Source organism: Arthrobacter endolithicus (genome assembly GCF_026627425.1).
Lineage (GTDB): Bacteria > Actinomycetota > Actinomycetes > Actinomycetales > Micrococcaceae > Arthrobacter_M.
In genome coordinates this window covers 1-21,679 of sequence record NZ_JAPNLH010000003.1, presented here as the reverse complement: position 1 = coordinate 21,679, position 21,679 = coordinate 1, and the positions used below count along the sequence as shown (strand labels likewise).

Here is a 21,679-nt window from a genome sequence, read left to right as displayed (position 1 = left end):
AGTGACTACTTCCGCAGACTCCGGCTGGACCCATGCCGGCCATGGCCGTCCCGAATCCGTTGAACCGGATCCGACCACGATGGCCATTGCCACGGGCCTGCAGCTGCCCAAAGGGTTTGCCTCCATTGCCGCCGATCCCGACCTTGGCCCCGCCATTTCGATGTCCCTGGCGAGGGTGGAGAAACAGCTGCGCCTTGCCATTGCCAACTCGGATCCGCTGGCCGATGCCACCAGCAGGCACCTGATAGAGGCCGGCGGCAAGCGCATCCGGCCGTTGTTGACGCTGCTGGCATCCCAGTTAGGGGACGCCAGCCGCCCGGAAGTGATCCAAGCCGCCGTCGTCGTCGAGCTCACACACCTGGCCACGCTCTACCACGATGACGTCATGGACTCCGCGCCGTACCGCCGGGGAGCGCCGACAGCGCACGAGGTGTGGGGGAATACGGTGGCTATTTTGACCGGGGACCTGATTTTTGCGCGGGCATCCATTCTGGTTTCGGAGCTGGGCGCCCAGGCCCTGGGGATTCAGGCGCGGACCTTCGAACGTCTCTGCCTGGGGCAGTTGCACGAAACGGTCGGCCCGCGTCCGGACCAGGATCCGGTGGAACATTACTTGTCCGTGATCGCGGACAAGACCGGTTCCCTGGTGGCAGCATCCGGGCAGCTGGGTGCGATATTTGCCGGTGTTGCGGAGCCGATCCAGCGGGTACTGGTGGAATACGGAGAGAAGGTGGGCGTTGCCTTCCAACTGGCCGACGACGTCATTGACGTCACCGGGTTAAAGCAGGTGTCGGGGAAGTCGCCGGGGACGGATCTGCGTGAGGGCGTGGAGACCCTGCCGGTTTTGCTGCTGCGCAGGGCCGCCGCGACCGATCCGTCCGCCGCCGAGGTGCTGGCGCTCGTGGAGGGTGATTTGACCAGCGACGATGCTCTGGCCCGGGCCGTTGCTGCCTTGCAGGCCCACGCCGTGACCGCCGAATCCTGGGCGATTGCCCGGCAGTGGGCGGAGGAGGCCGTGGACGCGCTGGCGCCGATTCCGGACGGAGTGGTGAAGTCGGCCCTGAGCGGCTTCGCCCGTGCCGTCGTCGACCGTTCCGTCTAATTCGGCGCCGGCAGCCGGGGTCTTTAGTAGTCGTCAACGATCGTATAGTCCCCGGGCACGGTTCCGCCGGTGCGCACCGCGAGGTCGTGGAAGGCTCTCTTAATCGTGTCCGCGTAGAGGTGCGCACCGAAAATCCCAGGATGAATCTGATCCGGTTGAAGAAGATCCGGCCGCTGGCTGATCGCCTTGTTCCAGTCGGCAATGATGACGTTTGGGCGGCCCTTCACGGCGTTTGCGAGGGCGTCGTTCGCGCTGGGGACCCACGAACTGGCGCCGTACAGATTCACAAGGACGACCATACGGTCCCGACCGAGCAAGTCCAACGCCTTGGAGACCATCGCCTGGTCAACGCCTGCGTTCGTGCCGAAGTGCACAATAACCGCCCGGCGCATACTGCCGTTGGCAACCCTGGTGCCAATAGCCGCGACGCCGTCGGGCCATTGCCGGTTGGAGACCGCGTCGAACGCCATGCCGGGGAACCGGTCACGGAGTCCGTCCGCGCTGGTCACCACCAGCGAATCCCCGATGGCGATGACCTCTTCGCCGGCAGGGTACCCCATCGGGGTTCCGGACGGGGTTGCCGGCGTCGGAGCGTTGCCTGCGGTCGGTACCGGTACCGGTGACGGCACCGGAGCGGACACTGGTGCCGACGGCTGATCCGCTGTCGGTGAAGCAGCGGACGAGGGGGTCACTATTACCGGCGTCGCAGCCGAGACGATCGACTGGTTGCGTTCCAGTGCGGTCTGCACCTGCGACTGTGCCGGGGCGGTGAGGATTCCCGCGATGGCCAGCAGCGCCAGCGCGGCTCCCAGCCCTGCGGCCAGCTTTGCGCCGGTGAAATTTATTCCGCCACGAGCCACCGCCCCGGCCGCAGCCGCCCACGTTGCGCGGAAGCCTTTCCTGCGCACGGGCTGCTCCAGGTACCGGAAGGAGAGCGCGGAGACCAGCACGGTCAGTGCCAGCGCGATGATCCGGATGCTCCACCACCCCGGTGTGCCTATGGCCTGCGGGGCCACGGCGTCGGAGATGACCAGGGCAGGCCAATGCCACAGGTAAATTCCATAGGAACGCTGGCCCACCCACGTCAGCACGGGAAAGTTAAGCATGGACTGGAGCGGGCCCGCTCCTTCCAACAGGGTCAGGATCAGTACCGCGGTGAACACGCAGACCAGCAGGATTCCGCCCCGGTAGACGAACGGCGAAGCCGCATCCAGGAAGTACATGCAGCCGATCAGCAGGGCGAGCGCACCCAGACCGATGAATTTGCGGCGGTGCCGCCAGTTGGGGCGGCTCAGGTCCATTCCGGTTCCGCCGGACCACGCGAAGGCCAGGGCAACGCCGATCAGCAGGCCGAAGGCATGAGTGTCGGTGCCGTAGTACACGCGGGTGGCATCCGTGCCGGGCGTATAGAGGACGGCCATCAGTAGGGCCGAGGCCAGGGCACAGCCGGCGGCCACGGCCAACCGTCTGCGGCGGCTGCTGACGTACCGGATGAGCACCAGAAATCCGAATGGCCACAGGAGGTAGAACTGCTCTTCCACGGCCAGCGACCAGAAATTGACGAACAGTTGCGGTGCCGTATGCGCGAAGTAACTGGAGCCAGCGGCGATTTCAAGCCAGTTGTTTGAGAACGTCATGGCACCGAGCGTTTGGCGGCCAATACCGACCAGCAGATCCCTGCCGATGAGGAATCCGAGCGCGGTGCTGATCAGGATGACAACCAGCAGGGCCGGAAGCAGGCGGCGCGCCCGGCGCAGCCAGAACTGCCCCAGCGAGATCCTGCCGGTAGTGAAGACCTCACGCAGCAGCAGCGTGGTGATGAGGAAGCCGGAAACAACGAAAAACACGTCGACTCCGAGGAACCCGCCGGGCAGCAGACCGGCGTACAAATGGTAGACCAGCACCGCCAGCACCGCGATGGCACGCAGACCGTCCAGGCCGTTGATCCGCCCGGTTTCCGGCCGTGCATGTTCCTCGATGGCCAGCTGCGCAGCTACTCCGCGCTGTGTGGCCCGTTCCTCCATGCTCATTGTGCGCCCCATTCTCGCAACCGCTATGTTGTGGAACCTGCAGCGTCGTGGAACCTGCAGTGTCGACTGAGTCCAAGGCTAGACGGGGCCTGTGACTAAATCAGGTAGCGACTCGGGACATGCCCAAAGGATGTTCACGGAATGCAACGGGGCGGGAGCGGAACGGATCAGTCGTCCACGTCCGCTTCCTCGTCGGCGTCCTCAGAGAAGACCCAGTCGAACATATCGAAGACGAATTCACTGAACGTGCCGTCCTCACTGGTCCAGGCGCCCGTGGCATTGTTGCGCCGCCAGACAATCGGATCGGGCACTGCCAGCTGCTCAGCGCGGAAGCCCCAGGTGAACTCCTCGTCCTCATCCTCGAGAAACAACAGATAACCGTCCTCGATCTCGAGTTCCTCAGGATCCCAGAAATAGTAATAGGCCTCCATCAGGTCCTCGCAGCCGCCGAGGGCATGCAGGAATTCGCGCAGCACCTGGGGGACCGTGATGTTATGCCCGGCCAGCAGCTCATCGAGCTCGGCCAGCGGGATGCCGTCGGCTTCCTGCCACGGCTCATCAAGATATTTAGCTACCAAGGCACGGAAATTGTTCAGGAACATGTCGCTCATACTTAGGCTCCGAGTCAGTGGGGATCTGATTCACAATCCTAGCCGGGAACGGCTCCGGCCCGATTCCGGCGTGCGGCCAGCGGGGCATGCCAGCCAAAGTGCCAGGCCAGAATCCGGAAGGTAAAAACGGCGACGGCGACAGCACTGCCGGAGAAGAGATTCAGCAACCCGGTGCTAAAGAGAACGGTGGTCAGCCCCGCGCCGAGGAAGGCCGGAATCCCGTACAAGTCCTTTGAATCGAAGAGTTGGGGCACCTCGTTGGCCGTAATGTCCCGCAGCAGGCCACCTCCGACGGCTGTTGTCACGCCGAGCAGGATCGCCGCCACCGGGTTGAGCCCCGCGACCAGCGCCTTGAGCGTGCCGGTGATGCAGAACAGGGCCAGCCCGCCGGCGTCGAAAATAATCAGCAGCCTGCCGCCGCGTTCCACATGGCTGAAGAGCAGATGCACCAGGACGGCCGCTAGCAGTGGGGGCGCTAAATACAGCGGCTGGGAAAAAGCCGCCGGCACGGCAGTTGAGATGATCAGATCACGGATCACGCCGCCGCCGAGCCCCACAAGGCATCCGAGCAGCAGAGATCCGACCATGTCGAAGCCCTTCCGGGCCGCCAGGAGGCTCCCGGAGACGGCAAAGAAGAAAACCCCCAGCAGGTCCAGAACCAGTGCTACATCAAAATGCAGTGCATTATCGGAATTCATGGCCTGCATCTTTGCTCGGTGCGGTTGACGATCGTTAATCAACATTACGGCGCCGGTCACTGGCGGGAGCGGATGAAACGTCGCATTCGTTAGGCTGGGCGCATGACGTCTGCCACAGCCACTGCCGCGCCGACGCCAGCGCCGGCGGCACCAACACCGTCGCCGGCGGCACCAACACCGCAGCCGGTTTTGATCGCCTGCGCGCATGGGACGCGCAGCCCCGAAGGCCAGGGCTGCATCGACGCCCTCCGGGCAGAAATAGCGGCCCAGCGTCCGGGGTTGACGGTGTTGGCGGCGTACGTGGACGTGCAGGAACCGGCGCTGCCGGACGTCGTCGCCGGCCTGCCCGCCGGTACGCGCGCCGTCGTAGTGCCCTTGCTGCTGTCCGTGGGATTTCATGTTCGGGTGGACATCGCCCAAGCGGTGGCCGGCCGGGAGGAACTGACCGCGGCGGGTCCGCTGGGGCCGGATCCGCGGCTGGCAAAGCTGCTTTATGATCGGCTGCCGGCTGGGTCTTCCGAGCACGGCGGCGACCGTGAGCGCGGCATTGTGCTGGCGGCCGCGGGGTCCTCTGATCCGGCCGCCGCGCTGAGCGTGGAAGCGGTTGCCGAGGCACTGCGGCACCTGACGGACCGTGCCGTCCTGGCAGGCTACGGGGCCGGCGCCGACCCGACTGTGGCGGCCGCTGTCACGGCGCTGCGGTCACAGGGCTCCAGCAGCATAGCCATTGCCAGCTATCTGCTGGCTCCCGGATTCTTTCACGACCAGCTTGCCGGTGCAGGGGCTGACTGCGTGGCGGCGCCGCTGCTGCCCGCCGGGACCGCCGTCCTCGCCCGGATCGCGTTAGACAGGTTCGACCAGGCAGCGCAGTCCGAAGCCGGCCCGACGCACAGCTAGTCGTTGACCGCGTGCAGCAGGGTATCGATGGCTGCGTGGCCGCCGTCCCGGGGACCTTCGGGATCCATGGCAGGATCGCGGATCAGCTGCCGCGCGGCAAAGATATGCAGGCCATCTGCTGCCGCGCGGAGCATGTCCGGGGTATACAGCACGGCCGGATCCTGCGGCCCTCCCGCGCCCCGGGTGAGATTGTCCCGGTCGTGTCCGATCACCAGCAGGGTGCCGCCCGGAACAAGCCAGCGCGACGCCCGGGCGATGATGTCCATGGTGGCTTGCTCAGCCAGCTGCAGATAGGTCATCGTGACCAGGTCGAACGCCCGCGCCGGGTCCCACCGGGTGACATCGGCCAGCTGCCAGTCAATGGTCCCGGTCCGCGGAGCTGACGCACTGGCGGCACGGGCACGGGCCACGTCAAGCCCCGTCGCGGAAAAGTCGACGGCGGTGACCTGCCAGCCCCGTTCCGCCAGCCAGATAGCGTTCCGGCCATCCCCGGTGGCCACGTCAAGCGCAGTGCCGGCGGTCAACGGACCCACGATCTGCGCAAGGGCCGCGTGTGGCTGCGCGGACCAGAGACCCTCCCCGTTGCGGGCGGCACTGTACCGCTCGTCCCAACTCTGCGCGTCCATGGCTGTCCTTTCGAGGCGGCGGACCGACGGATTCCTTCGACCTCACTGCCGAGGCTGCCTTAAGTGTGGGCTACCGATTAATGTCCCGGCAACGTGACGCAATATTTCCGCACGTGACTTAGCATTTCGGATTCTTTTGAGCGCGCAAATGGCACACCTACGCTCGAAACATGACACAGACAGCTCTAGCTGGAGCGACCCCGGAGTCCGTGGACTCTGACCGTCCCGGCCGTCCTGCACGTCCCGCCCGTCCTGCCGCCAAGCCGCACGGCCAGTGGAAGGTTGACGGTACCGAGCCGCTCAATGCCAACGAGGTGTGGAAACAGGAAGATGGCGGCCTCAGCTGCCGCACGCGCATCGAGACCATCTACGCGAAGCACGGTTTTGACAGCATCAGCTCCGATGACCTGCATGGCCGGTTCCGCTGGTGGGGGCTGTATACGCAGCGCCGGCAGGGGATCGACGGCGGCAAGACCGCGACGCTGGAGCCGCATGAGCTGCAGGACAGGTACTTCATGCTGCGGATAAGGATCGACGGCGGTTCGCTGAGCACCGAGCAACTGCGCGCCATCGGCGGCATCTCCACCGAGTTCGGCCGTGGCTCGGCCGATCTGACGGACCGGCAGAACATCCAGCTGCACTGGATAGAGGTCGAGAGCATGCCGGAAATCTGGCGGCGGCTCGAAGCGGTGGGACTGTCCACCACCGAGGCCTGCGGCGATGTTCCCCGCGTGATCCTGGGCAGCCCGGTGGCAGGGATCGCCAAGGACGAAATCATCGACCCGTCCGGGCTGATCTGCGAACTTAGTGCCCGGTTCATTGGCGACCCGGATTTTGCCAATCTGCCGCGTAAATACAAGACCGCCATCACCGGTCATCCTTCCCAGGACGTGGTGCACGAGATCAATGACTTTGCACTCGTCGGTGTGCTGCACCCCGAACTGGGTCCCGGCTACGATCTGTGGGTCGGCGGCGCGCTGTCCACGAATCCGCGATTGGCCGAGCGGCTGGGCGCCTTCGTGTCCCCGGACACCGCGGCAGACGTCTGGATGGGCGTGACCAGCATCTTCCGTGATTACGGCTACCGGCGGATGCGGAACAAGGCCCGGCTGAAATTCCTGCTGGCGGACTGGGGTACGGAAAAATTCCGGCAAATACTTGAGGACGAATACCTTGGCTTTAAACTCCCCGACGGCCCGGCCGCGCCGAAGCCGACGACTCCCGGGGACCACATCGGCATTCATGAGCAAAAGGACGGCAATTTTTTCATTGGCGCGGCGCCGACAGTGGGCCGGCTTTCCGGGGAACGGCTGAGCGCGCTCGCGGACACGTTGGAAGCACACGGCTCCTATCGTCTGCGCACCACCCCGCACCAGAAAATCGTGATCCTCGACGTTCCCGGCGAGCGGGTCGAATCCTTGGTCGCCGAGTTGGAGAAGCTGGGCCTTAGCGCCCGTCCGTCGCTGTTCCGCCGCTCCACCATCGCCTGCACGGGGATCGAGTTCTGCAAGCTCGCAATCGTCAACACGAAGGACACAGCCGCGACGGCGATCGCGGAACTGGAAAAGCGGCTGGCGGATCTGACCGACAGCGGGGAACTAACGGACCCCATCGCTTTGCACATCAACGGCTGCCCCAATTCCTGTGCCCGGATTCAGACTGCGGACATCGGGCTAAAGGGCATGATGTTGCCCACGCCCGACGGCGAGCCCACCCCCGGTTTCCAGGTCCATCTGGGCGGCGGGCTGGCCGCGGTGGACCGGGCCGAGGCCGGGCTGGGGCGTACGATTCGTGGCCTGAAGGTAACGGCTGCCGAGCTGCCGGACTATGTTGAGCGCGTGGTGCGGGCCTATGTGGCCGGGCGGTCCGCGGATGAGTCATTTGCGCACTGGGCGCTCCTGGCCAACGAAGCGGTGCTGCAGTGACCGCGCGGACCTGCGACAAGGCGTCGCTGGCGGCCTTGGCAGCCTCCGGCGCTGCCGAGCTGGGGTGGGATGCTCCGGCGGAGGATGTTATTGCCTGGGTGGCACGGAATTTCACGGTCCGAGACGTCGCCGTCGCCTGCTCTATGGCCGACGCCGTGCTCCCGGCACTGGTGGCCGAACAACTCCCGGGCGTGGATGTCCTCTTCCTGGACACCGGCTACCACTTCGACGAAACCTACGCCACGCGAAATGAGGTAGCGCAGGCCCTGCGGATCAATGTGGTGGATGTGCTGCCGGAACAAACTGTGGCCGAACAGGATTCCCTGCTGGGCAAGGATCTGTTCCGCACCGACCCCGGCCTGTGCTGTGCACTGCGCAAGGTCGCTCCGCTGCGCAGCACATTGGCCGGCTATCGGCTTTGGTTTACCGGTGTCCGCCGGGACGAGGCGCCGACCCGGACCAATACGCCGTTGATCACCTGGGACGAAGCGAACGGGCTGATCAAGGTCAACCCGTTGGCCGGCTGGACGTTCGAGGAGCTGGTGGACTACTCCGGGGACAATCTGCTCCCCGTCAACCCCCTGCTCGGCCAGGGCTACCCGTCCATTGGCTGCCGGCCCTGCACCCGAAAGGTGGCCGCCGGCGAAGATCCCCGTGCCGGCCGGTGGGCCGGAACCTCCAAGACAGAATGCGGGCTTCACTTATGAGCAGTCAGACGGAATTATACGAAGCCGGCGAAGGGCCGGAGGCGGCATGGCATGCTTCGGGCACTCCCTGGCTGACGTCCCTGGACGTGCTGGAGTCTGAGGCGATCCATATCATCCGCGAGGTGGTCGCCGAATTCGACCGCCCGGCACTGCTGTTTTCCGGCGGCAAAGATTCCGTGGTCATGCTCCATCTTGCGACGAAGGCCTTTTGGCCCGGCAGGGTCCCGTTTCCCGTGGTCCATGTGGACACCGGCCACAATTTCCCGGAGGTGATCGCATTCCGTGACCGCACCGTTGAGCGGTTGGGGCTGCGCCTCGTCGTCGGCCGCGTGCAGGACCACATCGACAGCGGTGAGCTGGCGGAGCGTGCCGACGGCACCCGGAACCCGCTGCAGACCGCGCCCCTGCTGGAAGCGATCAGGGTCAACAAGTTCGACGCCGTGTTCGGCGGCGGCCGCCGGGACGAGGACAAGGCGCGTGCCAAGGAGCGGATTTTGAGCCTGCGGGACGAATTCGGCCAGTGGGATCCACGCAATCAGCGTCCGGAGCTGTGGAATCTGTATAACGGCCGGCACACCGTCGGGCAGCACGTCCGGGCTTTCCCGATCAGCAACTGGACCGAACTGGACATCTGGCGGTACATCGAACGTGAAGGCATCGAACTGCCCGGCCTGTACTACGCGCACGAACGCGAGGTATATGCCCGCGACGGCATGTGGCGGGCCGTCGGGGACGTTTCCGCGCCGACGCCGGGCGAGACAGTCTTGGTGAAAACGGTGCGCTACCGCACGGTGGGCGACATGTCCTGCACCGGCGCCGTCGAATCCACCGCTGCCACCGTGGCAGAGGTGGTCCGCGAAGTAGCGGCCTCAACCATCACCGAACGCGGTGCCACCCGGGCCGATGACCGCATTTCCGAGGCCGCCATGGAAGACCGCAAGAAGGATGGCTATTTCTAATGAGCACCAGTACACAAACACTCGTATCGGAACTGGGCGCCCGCCCGTACGGCTACCCTGCGGAGCGACACGAGGGTGGAGAGCGGGTGGGAACGCTCTTCCGGTTCGCCACCGCCGGGTCCGTCGATGACGGCAAGTCAACGCTCGTGGGCCGGCTGCTCCATGACAGCAAAGCCATCCTGGCCGACCAGCTGGAGTCGGTCACCCGGACCTCGGCGGAGCGCGGTTTCGGCGGCGGCGAGCCGGGCTCTGTGCCCGCCGGCCAGCAGATCGATCTGGCACTGCTCACCGACGGGCTCCGCGCCGAACGCGAACAGGGCATTACCATCGACGTCGCCTACCGCTACTTCGCCACCGATCGGCGCAGCTTCATCCTGGCGGACTGCCCCGGTCACGTGCAGTACACCAAGAACACGGTGACCGGCGCGTCCACGGCCGACGCCGTCGTCGTCCTCATTGACGCGCGCAAGGGCGTGCTGGAGCAGACCCGGCGGCATCTTTGCGTGCTGCGGCTGCTGCGCGTGCCCCACGTGCTCGTGGCCGTGAACAAGATCGATCTGGTTGACTACAGCGCGGAGGTGTTCACCGCCATCGCTGAGGACATCCGTAAAGTCAGCGCCCAGCTGGGGCTGGCGGATGTGCAGGTGGTCCCGGTTTCCGCACTGGCGGGTGACAACGTGGTGGGCCGGTCCGCACGCACGCCCTGGTATTCGGGGCCGAGCCTGCTTCAGATTCTGCAGACGCTGCCCTCCACCGATGAGTTGGAGCGCGGGCAGGAGCCCTTCCGGTTTCCCGTTCAGCTGGTGATCCGTCCGCAGGGGGCCTTGGCGCCTGAGCTCGTTGCCGGGCCTGCGGGAACGGGCGACGCCGGCCCGGACACCTTCCGCGATTACCGCGCCTATGCCGGCCAGCTGGCCTCCGGGTCCGTCGCACTGGGGGACCGGGTGACCGTACTTCCCTCCGGACGGCAAACGAGCGTTGTCGGCATTGATTTCGCCGGTTCGGAGCTGCAGCGCGCAGTGGCCCCACAGTCCGTCTCGCTCCGGCTCGCCGATGAGATAGACATTGCCCGCGGGGACCTAATTGCCGCCGCCGGGACCTTCAGCGCTCCGGCGCAGGACTTGTCGGCCCAGCTGTGTTGGCTCTCGCCCAAGCCACTGCGCGAAGGCGCCAAAGTCCTCGTCAAGCACGGCAGCCGGACCGTGCAGGCACTGGTCCGCGCCGTCACCGGAAGGCTGGATCTGGCGACCTTCCAGGAACAACCGGCCTCCGGCCTGGAACTGAACGACATTGGCAGCGTCCAGATCCGGCTGGCTTCGGTGCTGCCCGTGGAGGACTACGCGGCGCACCGGCGCACCGGAGCCTTTTTGGTCATCGACCCCGCCGACGGCAACACCCTGGCCGCTGGATTGGTCAAGAGCCATCCCGGCGATCCGGAGGGCGAGCGGTACGCGATCTAAGCGGCACGCGCCGGCCGGCAAGGGTCTGCTCCCGTAATACATGGCCAACTATCGCCCGTCAATTTGACAAGTGTCGGGCGTGTCACACATTCTGATTTTCTGTTCCGCCGTCTTTTACCTATCCCGATCCTGGAGGATCTCATGGCCGCAAAGTCGATAATTTCGCGCTCGACAGGCCTCCTCGTCGTCGGCGTCCTGGCGCTGACGGGGTGCACCACCGCCTCCCAACAAAACGCAGCGGTGTCCCCTTCATCGGCGTCGTTCGATGTCACCACCATTCAAAAGGACGCGACCTTGGCCGCCGCGGTCCCGCAGGCGCTGCGCGACAAGGGCACCTTGGTGATGGGAGCCGACACCACGTATGCCCCGGCGGAATATTTGGGTGGCACCGATGGCCAGACTCCGATTGGCTACGACGTCGATCTGGTCAAGGCCATAGGCGCGCTGCTGGGGCTCAAGGTCGAGGTGCAGAGTGCGGCCTTCACCAGCATCCTGCCCTCCCTAGGGCCCAAGTATGACCTGAGCGCGTCATCTTTCTTCATTACGAATCAGCGCAAGCAAGCTGCGAACTTTGTCAGTTACCTCGACGCCGGCACCCAGTGGGCCGTGCAGAAGGGCAACCCGAAGAAGTTCAGCCTGGACGACATCTGCGGTCGCAGCGTCGCCGTACAGACGGGGTCCTTCCAGGAGACCAAAGACCTGGTGGACCGCAATAATAAGTGTGTCGCAGCGGGAAAGCCTGCTATCAAGATCGTCAGCCTGCAGAACCAGACGGATGTCTCCACCCGCCTGGTCAACGGCAGTGTTGACGCCATGCCCGCAGGGTCCATCACCATCGCCTACGCGATCACGCAGACCAAGGGCCAGCTCGAGGCCCTTGGCCCCGCCTATGACGCCTCCCCGGTGGGAATCGCCGTAGCGAAGAGCGACCTTCCCCTGACGGATGTGGTGGCCAAGGCCATGAACAAGCTGATCGAAAACGGCGACTACAAGAAGATCCTCGATGAGTGGGGCGTTGGCAACATCGCCGTTACGAAGGCCGAGGTCAATCCGGACGTCGCCAAATAGCTTCTATGTGGAAGAGACGATGCGGCTAAATGCTCGCCGCGCCCATGACTCGGTCACTGTGCGTTGGCCTGTAACTATCCTGCTGGGTCGAAGCCCTCGAGCGGCAAATTCGTCGGAGCTGTCAAGGGTAAGCACCGCCGGGCCACCTCGGTAATGAGCGAGCGCTTTGATGCTCCCAGCCGTCTGTTGGGCAGGTCAACGTTCATAATGCATCGCATTGTCTGCCGTCCAAGCCCGTCCCGCAAAGCCTTCGTGTGACGCCACGTGAACGCAGATGACCCCGGGTTTCCGCGCCGTTGAGCCGGCGGCCGGGCGTCTCTAGGGTGAGTCAATGACCACTGAACCAAAGCTGGCCACCATCAAAATCGTCGCCGGTGAGGGCCCAACGCGCCGCCGCCGCGGTCTGGAAAGCCTCATCCTCGCAACCCTGGTGCTGCTGATCGGCGCGGGCGCCGCCGTCGCATCCGTTTCGCAAAATAGCGGGCCAGCAGCGCCCGCCCCAGCCGCCTCCCCGGCGGCAACGCTGAAGCTGGGCTACTTCGGCAATGTCACGCACGCGCCCGCGCTGATCGGCATGAGCCGTGGGTTCTTCCAACGGGATCTGGGCGCAACGAAGCTGAGCACGCAGGTGTTCAATGCTGGTCCGGCGGCCGTGGAGGCGCTCAACGCCGGGGCCATCGATGCGGCGTATCTGGGCCCGAACCCGGCTATTAATTCCTTCGTCAAGAGCAAGGGCGCATCGTTGCGCATCATCGCCGGGGCCGCCTCGGGCGGGGCTCAGCTGGTGGTCAGGCCGTCCATCCAGACCGCGGCGGATCTGAAGGGCACGACGCTGGCCACACCGCAGTTGGGCGGAACGCAGGACGTGGCGCTGCGCGGCTGGCTGGCCAAGCAGGGTCTAAGGTTCGGTCAGGATGCCGGAGCCAGAGCCGCGGATACGGTGAGCATTAACCCAACGGATAACGCCGCGTCCCTGAAGCTGTTCCAGGACGGAAAGCTCGACGGCGCCTGGTTGCCCGAGCCGTGGGCCTCCCGTTTGGTGCTTCAGGCCGGGGCGAAGGTACTGGTGGATGAGAAGGACCTATGGGACGGTTCGCTGACGGCCAACGCCGGCGAATTCCCGACCACTATTCTCATTGTGAACAAGACGTTTCTGCAGGAGCACCCGGAGACGGTTCGCGCCCTGCTGAAGGCGCATGTGGAATCCGTGCAGTGGCTGCAGCAGAACCCAACCCTGGCGGCGGAAGGCATCAACAGCGCTTTGAAGGCGGACGCGGGGTCGGCACTGCCGGCGGACGTGCTCGCCCGGTCCCTATCCGGGTTGCGTTTCACACAGGATCCGCTTGTCGGAACCTACCGGAAGCTGCTCCAGGACGGGGTGGACGCGGGCACTACCAAGAGCGCAGACCTGAACGGCATTGTTGACCTGGGCCCGCTGAACGCGGTGCTCCGCGACGCCGGGTTGCCGGCCGTTTCCGCGGCCGGATTGGGCAGCCAATGACCGCCCCGGTCCGGACCGCCGGTGCATCCAATGTCGTTGAACGCGGTGTCCGTGAACAGGTCGCGATTGAACTCAGCGGCGTAGGCAAGCGCTTCGGCGCGGGGGCGCCGGTGCTCGACGACGTCAATCTCACCATTCGTCCGGGGGAGTTCGTGGCCCTGCTCGGTGCCTCTGGCTGCGGCAAGTCGACGCTGCTGAACCTGGTGGCAGGCCTGGAACCGCCGAGTTCGGGCATCCTGGAGATTCCGGCCGACGGCGCCGCTTTCATGTTCCAGGACGCAACCCTCTTCCCCTGGCTGAGCGCACGGGGAAATATCGAGCTGGCGCTGCAGCTGCGCGGCGTACCCCGGTCCGAGCGTGCCGCCCGCGCCGGGGAGCTGCTGGAGCTGGTGCACCTGGCCGGTGCCGGGCACAAGCGCCCACACGAGCTTTCCGGCGGAATGCGCCAGCGCGTGGCGCTGGCCCGCTCACTGGCGCAGGAGCGGCACGTACTGCTCATGGACGAGCCATTCGCCGCCCTGGACGCGATCACCCGCGACCTGCTGCACGACGAGTTGGAGCGGATTTGGCGCGAGACCGGGAGGACCATCGTTTTCGTCACGCATAACGTGCGGGAAGCGGTCCGGCTGGGCCAGCGGGTACTGCTGATGTCCTCACGCCCGGGCCGTGTGGTCAATGAATGGCGAGTCTCCGCCGGGCAAAAAGAGCCGGCAGAAGCGGCCCGGTTGGCTGCGGAAATCACCACCGAACTGCGCAAGGAGATCCGCCGCCATGTCCGCTAAGCAGGAGACTTTCACCGAGGACGCGCCACAGGATCCCACCGCGGCACAGGATCCCCCCACGCCACAGGATCTCTGCGCGGCCGCGGGTGGCCAGGGCCGATCACCGGAACCCGGCAGTGTAGAAGCCGGGCTGGACGTCCTACAGTCCCAGCCCATTGCCCGCCCGACGCTTAAGCCCGCCAAAGTCCTGGCGCCGCTGAGCGCCGTCGTCGTTCTGGTGCTGCTGTGGCAGCTCTATGTGCTGCTGGCCCACAGGCGCGCGGATCTGGTTCCCGGGCCGCTGGACGTCGCCGCATCGCTGGCACTGCTGTGGGGTGAGGGCAAACTGCAGGACTCGCTGTGGACCAGTGTGCAGCGCGGGCTGATTGGTTTCGGCGTGAGTGCGCTGATTGCCACGCCGATCGGGCTGCTGATAGCACAGGTGCGCCCGCTCCGCACCGCGTTGGGGCCGTTGATTTCCGGCCTGCAGGTGCTCCCTTCGGTCGCGTGGGTTCCGGCCGCAATCATCTGGTTCGGCCTCTCCGACGCGACGGTCTATTTTGTGCTGCTGATGGGAGCCGTGCCGTCGATTATCAACGGGCTGATTGCCGGGGTGGACCAGATTCCGCCGCAGCACCGCCGGATGGGCCACGTGCTCGGGGCCAGCCGCTGGGAAATGGCGGTGCAGATTGTGCTCCCTGCGGCACTGCCGGGTTATTTGGCCGGTCTCAAGCAGGGATGGGCCTTCTCCTGGCGCTCGCTGATGGCCGCGGAAATCATCGCGATGGGCGGGTCTATTGGCTTCGGGCTCGGTTCCTTGCTGCAGCAGGGCCGCGATCTGTCCGACATGGGCACCGTGATGAGCGCCGTCCTGCTGATCCTCATTGTCGGAATCGCCGTCGAGCTGCTGCTGTTTTCCCCGTTGGAACGCCGGTTGCTGCGGGGCCGTGGGCTGCTGGGCATCGCCGGCTAGTGTGTCGGCGCGTGACGCCGCATGACCGGGCATTTCGTAGTCTTTGGCTCTGCCGTTCCCCTCTCCTTAAGGTTTTTCTATGGTTGTTCAAGATATCTATCCCATCTCGCTGCGGCTGCTGGGCCGCCGCGTTCTGGTGGTGGGAGCAGGCTCCGTTGCTGCCCGGCGCGCGCGGGGTCTGCTCGACGCCGGAGCCGTGGTTACGGTGGTCGCCCCGGTTGCGGGGACGGGAGTACTGGCCCTGGTGGACGCCGGGCTGGTGCAATGGATCCAGCGTCAGTATGTTTCCACTGATCTGGACGGCGTGTGGTTTGTGCAGAGCGCTACCGGGGTGCCGGGCGTGGACGCACAGGTAGCGGCGGACGCGGAAGCGGCCCACACCTGGTGCGTTAATGCCTCCGACCACGAGGCCTCTGCAGCGTGGACGCCGGCGGTTGCCGAGGTCGACGGCGTCAAGGTCGCCGTCAGCGCCGGTGGGGATCCGCGTCTGGCGCAGCGGCTGCGCAACGCAGTAGTGACAGCGTTGGAATGCGGAGACCTGCCGTTGCGCCGGCGCCGGAATTCTGCCGGGGCCGTAGCGTTGGTGGGTGGCGGACCGGGGGACCCCGGACTGATCACCGTGCGCGGCCGGCGGCTCTTGGCCGCCGCCGACGTTGTCGTGGCGGACCGGCTTGGGCCCCGCGCGCTGCTTGCGGACCTGGACCCGGACGTCCGGGTCATCGAGGTCGGGAAGACACCGGGACACCATCCGGTAACGCAGGCGCAGATCAACGCCATCCTGGTCCGCGAAGCCAAAGCGGGGCATAGCGTGGTCCGGCTCAAAGGCGGTGATCCCTTTGTGCTGGGCCGCGGGGGCGAAGAAGCATTGTTCTGCCGCGAGCATGGCGTTGATGTCGAAGTCGTCTCCGGTGTGACCTCGGCCGTCTCGGTCCCTGCCGCGGCGGGCATCCCCGTCACCCACCGGGGTCTTGCCAAGGCCTTCACCATGATCAGTGGCCATGAGGAATTGTCCAGCGTCCCCGGCGGCAGCGACCACACGGTGGTGCTGCTGATGGCCGTGCGTACGCTCCGTAGCTCCGCCGGGATCCTGGCCGCCGGTGGCCGGGGAGCGCAGTGCCCTGTCGCGATCATCGAAAACGGCTATGCCCCGGATCAGCGTGTGACCATCGGAACACTGGGTTCCATCGCTGACCAGGCCGACGCCGTGGGCGTGGCGAACCCGGCCGTCGTCGTCGTCGGTGATGTTGTCCGCCTCAGTCCCTACACACCCAGCCCCCATCCCACCCAACTCAGTAGCAGCACCTGCACGCTCAGTAGCAGCACCTGCACGCAAAACGCGTTTTGACTGCAGGTGCTGCTACTGAGTTGGGCCGACGTAAGGAAATTACCACTGTGTCGATGAAAACCTCCGAAAACGAGAAACGTGCGGGCTCCCCGGCCGCGAAGCCGACAGCAGAAGCCGCACCTGGCTCCACGGAAAGGCCGCTGCGCGTCGCGGTCATTGGTTCCGGGCCAGCCGGCGTTTATGCCGCCGATATCCTGACCAAGAGCGAAGAAGTCCGCAACGGGCTGCAGGTCAGCATCGACCTCTTTGACCGCTACCCGGCCCCCTACGGTCTGATCCGCTATGGTGTGGCTCCGGATCATCCCCGGATAAAAGGAATTGTGAACGCCCTGCACAAGGTTCTGGATCGGGGTGATATCCGTTTCTTCGGCAATGTCAACGTCGGAACCGACATCACTTTGGCGGAGCTGAAGACCTACTATGACGCTGTCATCTTTGCCACCGGTGCCGTCAACGATGCGGATCTGAACATTCCGGGCATCGAGCTGGAGGGCTCGTTTGGCGGGGCGGATTTTGTCTCCTGGTATGACGGGCATCCGGATGTGCCGCGGGAGTGGCCGTTGGAGGCGAAGGAAATTGCTGTGATCGGGAACGGCAATGTGGCTTTGGATGTGGCGCGGATGCTCTCCAAGCATGCCGATGATTTGTTGGTGACGGAGATTCCGGACAATGTGTACCGGGGGTTGAAGTCCTCGCCGGTGACGGATGTGCATATTTTTGGCCGCCGCGGGCCGGCGCAGGTGAAGTTCACGCCGTTGGAGCTGCGGGAGTTGTCGCATTCGAAGGATGTGGACATTGTTTTGTATCCGGAGGATTTTGTCTTTGATGCGGCCTCGGATGAGGCGATCCGGACGAATAACCAGGTCAGGACCATGGTCAACACCTTGACGAACTGGCTGGTGGAGCAGGATGACGACGTCACTCCCGCAAGGACACCGGCGTCCAGGCGGCTGCACCTGCATTTCCTGCACAGCCCGGTGGAGATCACCGGCACGGATGGGAAAGTCAGCGGGATCAAGTTCGAGCTGACCGAGCTCGACGGTACCGGCCGTGCCCGCGGTACCGGCGAGATGGTTCACTACCCGGTGCAGGCCGTCTACCGCTCAGTAGGCTATTTCGGTTCCGCGCCGGGAGACGTTGAGTTCGATCATCAGCGCGGTGTAGTGCTTAACGACGGCGGCCGCGTCTTGGCCGCGGACGGTACACCGGTTCCCGGCATCTATGCCACCGGCTGGATCAAGCGCGGTCCTGTGGGCCTGATCGGCCATACCAAGGGGGACGCGCTGGAAACCGTCACTTACCTCCTGCAGGACCTGGCCCAGCTGCCGGCGGCGGCAAACCCTGACCCGGACGCCGTCGTCGGACTGCTCGCATCCCGCGGCATCCACTACACCGGTTGGGAGGGCTGGCTGGAACTGGACAGCCATGAAAGGGTGCTGGGCGCCGCCGCCTCCGCGCACGGCGGAGTCCAGCGGGAGCGGGTTAAGGTGGTGTCACGAACAGATATGCTCACCGCTGCGCGCGGCGCCAACGCACGGGTCTGAGGCAAGCGAATCAGGTCAGTAGGCTTACGATAGGCAAAAGCAACGGGCCGAGAAACAGTAATGCGGCCCGTTGCATCGTGGGCAGGAGAAATAGCGGTGAGGCTTCGACGCAGCAATACCTCCGGACGCGGCTACCGCCGGGTCAGATCCGGCAGCGGTTTCAGCTATCGGGATTTTCGTGGTGAAACCCTGGCCCACGGGGCGCTCCGGGAACGCCTCGAGGGCATCGGCATTCCGCCGGCGTGGACGGATGTGTGGATCGCGCCGTTTGAGAACGGCCATATCCAAGCGACCGGGGTGGACGCGGTTGGCAGACGCCAATATATCTACCACCCCACGTGGCGGGAGCAAAAGGACAGGGTCAAATTTGACCGCGCACTGGCCCTGGCAGAATCACTTCCGACCGCACGGCGACGGGTCACTATGGATCTGCGCCGCGACGGGGTGGGCAGGGAACGGGTGTTGGCGGCAGCGTTCCGAATGCTGGACAGCGGCTCGCTTCGGGTGGGGTCCGAACGCTATACAAACGACAACGGTAGTCGTGGCCTAGCGACCCTGCTCTGCGCTCACGTGAGAGTAAAAGGGGACACCCTGCGGCTGAACTTCCCGGCGAAGAGCGGTAAGACCTGGACATCAGAAATTACGGATCCCGATCTGGCAGCCCTCGTCAGGTCGCTCAAACGGCGCGGCGGCAAGGCTCGTCTGCTCGCCTACAAGGATGGACGAAGCTGGCATCCGGTGACCAGTGCGGAAATCAACGCCTACGTCAAAGACCAGACGGGTGAGGATTTCACCGCCAAGGATTTCCGCACCTTGCGCGGCACTGCGGCGGCGGCGGCGAGTTTAGGGCGGATCGGTCCACAGAAAAAGGTGACCGACCGCAAGAAGGCGATCAGCCGGGCAGTTGAGGATGCGGCGCACGTCCTGGGAAACACCCCCACGATCGCGCGGAAAAGTTACGTCGATCCACGCGTACTGGATCATTACACCGCGGGTGAGACGGTTGACCCGAAACGTCCGGACTCAGTGGAATCGGAGCTCCGTGCGCTGCTCTATCGCGAAGGGGACATCATTCCACTGAGTAAACGGCTGCATCCGGAGACCGCGGATCCCGACAAGTCGGCGAATGCGGCAATGGATGCCTCAGCGGGAAACCGGGACACTGGGCGCGTCTGAGACAACCGGGGGCGACGCCGGCGGACCGGGTTGAGCAGCTAGGCCCGGGCAAGCCGCCGCACGGCCAGCGCCAGCCACAGCTGCACCCGATCCGCCGTAACTGCCGGGTCGTAGCCTGTCAGCTCGGCGATCTGCGTCAGCCGGTAGCGGACGGTATTCCGGTGCAAGGTCAGCGCCTCCGCCACGGACGCCACAGAGCCATTGAGCTGCAGATAGCTTTCCAGCGTAGTGACCAGTTCAGCAGCATGAGCGGCATCAAAGGCCAGAAGGGGGGCTAACGCCTCGGCTGCCATGTCCGCCATCGGCACATCCTCACTGGCCAGCAACAGCGACGTCAAGCTGAGCCGTTCCGGCTCATTGACCGCAAGCCCGCGGGAAGCGGCTTCTTTGGCTTCGAAATAGCTCCACCTCAGTCCGTTGGCCTGTGCATAGGCGCCCCCGATCCCCACTGCTGCGGTAACGCCTACATCGGCCACTTGCCGGCCCAATGCACGCCCTAAAGCGGCAGGGGAGCCGATGCCTGCCGGGCAGACTATGAGCAGTTCCTGCTTGTCCCCGTCGCCCAGAACTGCGGCCACCGCCGGTTCCAGCAGCTGCGGCAGGGCCATGGCGCCCAGGGTGCACGCTCGGCCGGGCGGGGACTGTACCAGCAGCAACATATTCTTGATCCCCGGGTTGATGCCGACACTCTGTAGCCGGGCGGCGGCCTCGGGACCCTCCAATGAGCCGCGGATAATATCCGCAATCACCTGCCCGGCAAGCTGCCGTGCCGCGTGTCGGCGCTGCACCACATTATTCAGTTCGACGCCGATCAGGCCCTTGGCATAATCGATGATCGCTCCGTCCTCGAATGGTTTACGCAGCCAGAGCGTGCTCGCGTCGCGCTTACCTGTGGCGAGGACCACCGGCAGCCAGTTTTCGTCGTCGACGGCGGTGCCGGGGCAGGTGCTGAAAAGTTCGCTGTTAAATTGCGTCAATACCGCGTCCGTGCGAATCATCCCGGCCAGCTTGGCCAGGAGGGCGTTCAGCCCGCCGCCGGAGAGCAGCGATTGGGCAAGAATCTGATGCTGGGTCAGCAGCCTTTCGAGCTTGGCGTAGTGATCCGCGGAGCGGGAGTCTGCCACAAGCTTGCCGATGGCAATAAACGGGGTCCGGTACGGGACCTCGACGACGGGAACTCCCCATCGGTTCGCCTCCGCAATTAACGCCGGGGGCACCTGATCGTGGCCGAGGCCGATGCCAAAACCGATTCCGACTGCGCCGGCACGCTGCACCTGACGAACAAACGATCGCTGGGCCGCGGCCGTGACACTATTAAGCCCCGTAGTGAGCACCAGCTCACCACCGCTGAGGAATGGCTGCGGATTCTCCAATTCGGTGACCGCAGCCCATTGGATCGGGGTGTTCAAGGTGCCCTGTGCTGCCCCGAGATTCGTGAGGTGAAGCTGCGGGGCTGCCAGCAGATCCGCCAAGGAGATTGACATGCCTTGATTATACAAATGCACTACAAGTGCTCGTGTCACCGTGCGGGAGCACCAATGCCTTGGCGGCGCGTCGGGATATGGGGGAAGTCATAACACAGCAGGGTTTCGCGACCTCTATTGTGGTGGTGGTTCGTTCCGGGTGGTGCCGGGGAGTGCGGGTGCTGTGGAGGTGTAGGTGAAGCCCAGGGGTGTGGTGGTTATGACGGTGTGTCGTGGGAGTGATCCGGTGGTTGGTTCTGTTCCTGGTGGGGTTCCGGGGTGTGGGGTGGAGGTCCAGCCGGGGGTTTCTTTGCGGTAGTTGCAGCGTTCGCAGAGGCCTTGGCCGTTGGGTTCGTTGGTCTGTCCGCCGCCGACTGGGCCGTGGTTTTTGCCGGGGTGGTGGTTTTTGCCGGGGTGGTGGTTGTGGTGCGGGATGATGTGGTCGATGTGCCGGATCGGGGCGTCGCACCAGGGGGTCCGGCAGGTTTGGTCCCGGGTGATGATGAATCTGCGCAGCCCGGGCGGGAAGAGCCGTTTTTTGGAGTCCATGGCGGCGAGGTTCCCGGTGCCGGGGGCGGTGTAGAGGCGGCGGATCCAGACCCGGAACGCCGGGTCCGCTAACGCCGTGGCCAGTCCGTGGTCTGTTTCAGCGCCGGGTCCGTTTTTCGTGCCGGTCCCGGCCCCGCCGGTATTGGGGTTTTTGTGGTGGAGGAGGTTTCTGGCCCAGTGGGCCGGGACGGTGCCGTAGCCGGTGAGGTGGGCGGGTTCGCTGTCGCCTTGGAACAGGGTCCTGTCGGTTATGACGAGGTGGAGGTTGATCCCGGTGATCCCGC

18 protein-coding genes and 1 pseudogene are annotated in these 21,679 nt (G+C 65.0%); 13 read left to right on the top strand and 6 right to left on the bottom strand.

Annotated features, from left to right (window positions below; all coding sequences use genetic code 11):
- Position 1 precedes the first annotated feature (1 nt).
- A complete protein-coding gene (locus OS914_RS03345) occupies positions 2-1,102 on the top strand; it encodes a polyprenyl synthetase family protein (protein ID WP_267544657.1) in 1,101 nt (366 codons plus the stop codon).
- 23 nt (positions 1,103-1,125) lie between these two features.
- Here the strand turns inward: OS914_RS03345 and OS914_RS03340 are convergent, their stop codons facing one another.
- From OS914_RS03340 to OS914_RS03330, 3 genes are all read right to left on the bottom strand, one after another.
- Positions 1,126-3,132 (bottom strand): acyltransferase family protein, encoded by a 2,007-nt coding sequence (locus OS914_RS03340; protein ID WP_267544656.1) that lies wholly within the window; start codon positions 3,130-3,132, stop codon positions 1,126-1,128.
- Positions 3,133-3,299: 167 nt separating this feature from the next.
- Positions 3,300-3,743, bottom strand: a complete 444-nt coding sequence (locus OS914_RS03335; RefSeq protein ID WP_267544655.1) for a hypothetical protein — start codon at positions 3,741-3,743, stop codon at positions 3,300-3,302.
- 38 nt (positions 3,744-3,781) lie between these two features.
- On the bottom strand, positions 3,782-4,441 hold the full coding sequence (locus OS914_RS03330; protein WP_267544654.1) for a trimeric intracellular cation channel family protein: 660 nt from the start codon (positions 4,439-4,441) through the stop codon (positions 3,782-3,784).
- Positions 4,442-4,543: 102 nt separating this feature from the next.
- On the opposite strand from OS914_RS03330, the gene OS914_RS03325 reads away from it, so the two are divergent.
- Complete coding sequence (locus OS914_RS03325) at positions 4,544-5,338, top strand: sirohydrochlorin chelatase (protein WP_267544653.1); 795 nt, start codon at positions 4,544-4,546, stop codon at positions 5,336-5,338.
- Here the strand turns inward: OS914_RS03325 and OS914_RS03320 are convergent.
- Entirely contained in the window at positions 5,335-5,964 is a 630-nt protein-coding gene (locus OS914_RS03320) for a class I SAM-dependent methyltransferase (RefSeq protein ID WP_267544652.1), read from the bottom strand. The genes OS914_RS03325 and OS914_RS03320 overlap by 4 nt on opposite strands.
- Positions 5,965-6,134: 170 nt before the next feature.
- Here OS914_RS03320 and OS914_RS03315 point away from each other — a divergent pair, with 170 nt between their 5' ends.
- From OS914_RS03315 to OS914_RS03265, 11 genes are all read left to right on the top strand, one after another.
- Entirely contained in the window at positions 6,135-7,889 is a 1,755-nt protein-coding gene (locus tag OS914_RS03315) for a nitrite/sulfite reductase (RefSeq protein ID WP_267544651.1), read from the top strand.
- Complete coding sequence (locus OS914_RS03310) at positions 7,886-8,596, top strand: phosphoadenylyl-sulfate reductase (RefSeq protein ID WP_267544650.1); 711 nt, start codon at positions 7,886-7,888, stop codon at positions 8,594-8,596. Before OS914_RS03315 ends, OS914_RS03310 begins: the two co-directional genes overlap by 4 nt.
- A complete protein-coding gene (gene cysD, locus OS914_RS03305) occupies positions 8,593-9,555 on the top strand; it encodes a sulfate adenylyltransferase subunit CysD (RefSeq protein WP_267544649.1) in 963 nt (320 codons plus the stop codon). The genes OS914_RS03310 and cysD overlap by 4 nt, the downstream gene beginning before the upstream one ends.
- Positions 9,555-11,015, top strand: a complete 1,461-nt coding sequence (locus tag OS914_RS03300) for a sulfate adenylyltransferase subunit 1 (protein WP_267544648.1) — start codon at positions 9,555-9,557, stop codon at positions 11,013-11,015. Before cysD ends, OS914_RS03300 begins: the two co-directional genes overlap by 1 nt.
- Before the next feature lie 141 nt (positions 11,016-11,156).
- Positions 11,157-12,083, top strand: a complete 927-nt coding sequence (locus OS914_RS03295; protein WP_267544647.1) for an ABC transporter substrate-binding protein — start codon at positions 11,157-11,159, stop codon at positions 12,081-12,083.
- A 331-nt stretch (positions 12,084-12,414) separates the two neighbouring features.
- A complete protein-coding gene (locus OS914_RS03290) occupies positions 12,415-13,584 on the top strand; it encodes an ABC transporter substrate-binding protein (protein WP_267544646.1) in 1,170 nt (389 codons plus the stop codon).
- Entirely contained in the window at positions 13,581-14,366 is a 786-nt protein-coding gene (locus OS914_RS03285) for an ABC transporter ATP-binding protein (protein WP_267544645.1), read from the top strand. Before OS914_RS03290 ends, OS914_RS03285 begins: the two co-directional genes overlap by 4 nt.
- Entirely contained in the window at positions 14,356-15,318 is a 963-nt protein-coding gene (locus OS914_RS03280; RefSeq protein WP_267544644.1) for an ABC transporter permease, read from the top strand. The genes OS914_RS03285 and OS914_RS03280 overlap by 11 nt, the downstream gene beginning before the upstream one ends.
- Before the next feature lie 79 nt (positions 15,319-15,397).
- Entirely contained in the window at positions 15,398-16,663 is a 1,266-nt protein-coding gene (gene cobA, locus OS914_RS03275) for a uroporphyrinogen-III C-methyltransferase (RefSeq protein WP_267544643.1), read from the top strand.
- A 53-nt stretch (positions 16,664-16,716) separates the two neighbouring features.
- Positions 16,717-18,207 carry an FAD-dependent oxidoreductase gene (locus OS914_RS03270; protein WP_267544642.1) on the top strand — a complete coding sequence of 497 codons (1,491 nt, stop codon included), beginning with the start codon at positions 16,717-16,719 and terminating at the stop codon, positions 18,205-18,207.
- A gap of 96 nt (positions 18,208-18,303) precedes the next feature.
- Positions 18,304-19,383 (top strand): DNA topoisomerase IB, encoded by a 1,080-nt coding sequence (locus OS914_RS03265; RefSeq protein ID WP_267544641.1) that lies wholly within the window; start codon positions 18,304-18,306, stop codon positions 19,381-19,383.
- 38 nt (positions 19,384-19,421) lie between these two features.
- On the opposite strand, the gene OS914_RS03260 is transcribed toward OS914_RS03265, so the two are convergent.
- On the bottom strand, positions 19,422-20,867 hold the full coding sequence (locus OS914_RS03260; protein ID WP_267544640.1) for a PucR family transcriptional regulator: 1,446 nt from the start codon (positions 20,865-20,867) through the stop codon (positions 19,422-19,424).
- 114 nt (positions 20,868-20,981) lie between these two features.
- Positions 20,982-21,679: pseudogene (locus OS914_RS03255) on the bottom strand (hypothetical protein); the annotation flags it as partial.

Coding starts and splice junctions, on each gene's coding strand:
- cysD (WP_267544649.1), top strand. CDS start 8,593: ATGAGCAGTCAGACGGAATTATACGAAGCCGGCGAAGGGCCGGAGGCG.
- OS914_RS03290 (WP_267544646.1), top strand. CDS start 12,415: ATGACCACTGAACCAAAGCTGGCCACCATCAAAATCGTCGCCGGTGAG.
- OS914_RS03285 (WP_267544645.1), top strand. CDS start 13,581: ATGACCGCCCCGGTCCGGACCGCCGGTGCATCCAATGTCGTTGAACGC.
- OS914_RS03315 (WP_267544651.1), top strand. CDS start 6,135: ATGACACAGACAGCTCTAGCTGGAGCGACCCCGGAGTCCGTGGACTCT.
- OS914_RS03280 (WP_267544644.1), top strand. CDS start 14,356: ATGTCCGCTAAGCAGGAGACTTTCACCGAGGACGCGCCACAGGATCCC.
- OS914_RS03270 (WP_267544642.1), top strand. CDS start 16,717: ATGAAAACCTCCGAAAACGAGAAACGTGCGGGCTCCCCGGCCGCGAAG.
- OS914_RS03325 (WP_267544653.1), top strand. CDS start 4,544: ATGACGTCTGCCACAGCCACTGCCGCGCCGACGCCAGCGCCGGCGGCA.
- OS914_RS03330 (WP_267544654.1), bottom strand. CDS start 4,441: ATGAATTCCGATAATGCACTGCATTTTGATGTAGCACTGGTTCTGGAC.
- OS914_RS03295 (WP_267544647.1), top strand. CDS start 11,157: ATGGCCGCAAAGTCGATAATTTCGCGCTCGACAGGCCTCCTCGTCGTC.
- OS914_RS03300 (WP_267544648.1), top strand. CDS start 9,555: ATGAGCACCAGTACACAAACACTCGTATCGGAACTGGGCGCCCGCCCG.
- cobA (WP_267544643.1), top strand. CDS start 15,398: ATGGTTGTTCAAGATATCTATCCCATCTCGCTGCGGCTGCTGGGCCGC.
- OS914_RS03335 (WP_267544655.1), bottom strand. CDS start 3,743: ATGAGCGACATGTTCCTGAACAATTTCCGTGCCTTGGTAGCTAAATAT.
- OS914_RS03340 (WP_267544656.1), bottom strand. CDS start 3,132: ATGAGCATGGAGGAACGGGCCACACAGCGCGGAGTAGCTGCGCAGCTG.
- OS914_RS03320 (WP_267544652.1), bottom strand. CDS start 5,964: ATGGACGCGCAGAGTTGGGACGAGCGGTACAGTGCCGCCCGCAACGGG.
- OS914_RS03260 (WP_267544640.1), bottom strand. CDS start 20,867: ATGTCAATCTCCTTGGCGGATCTGCTGGCAGCCCCGCAGCTTCACCTC.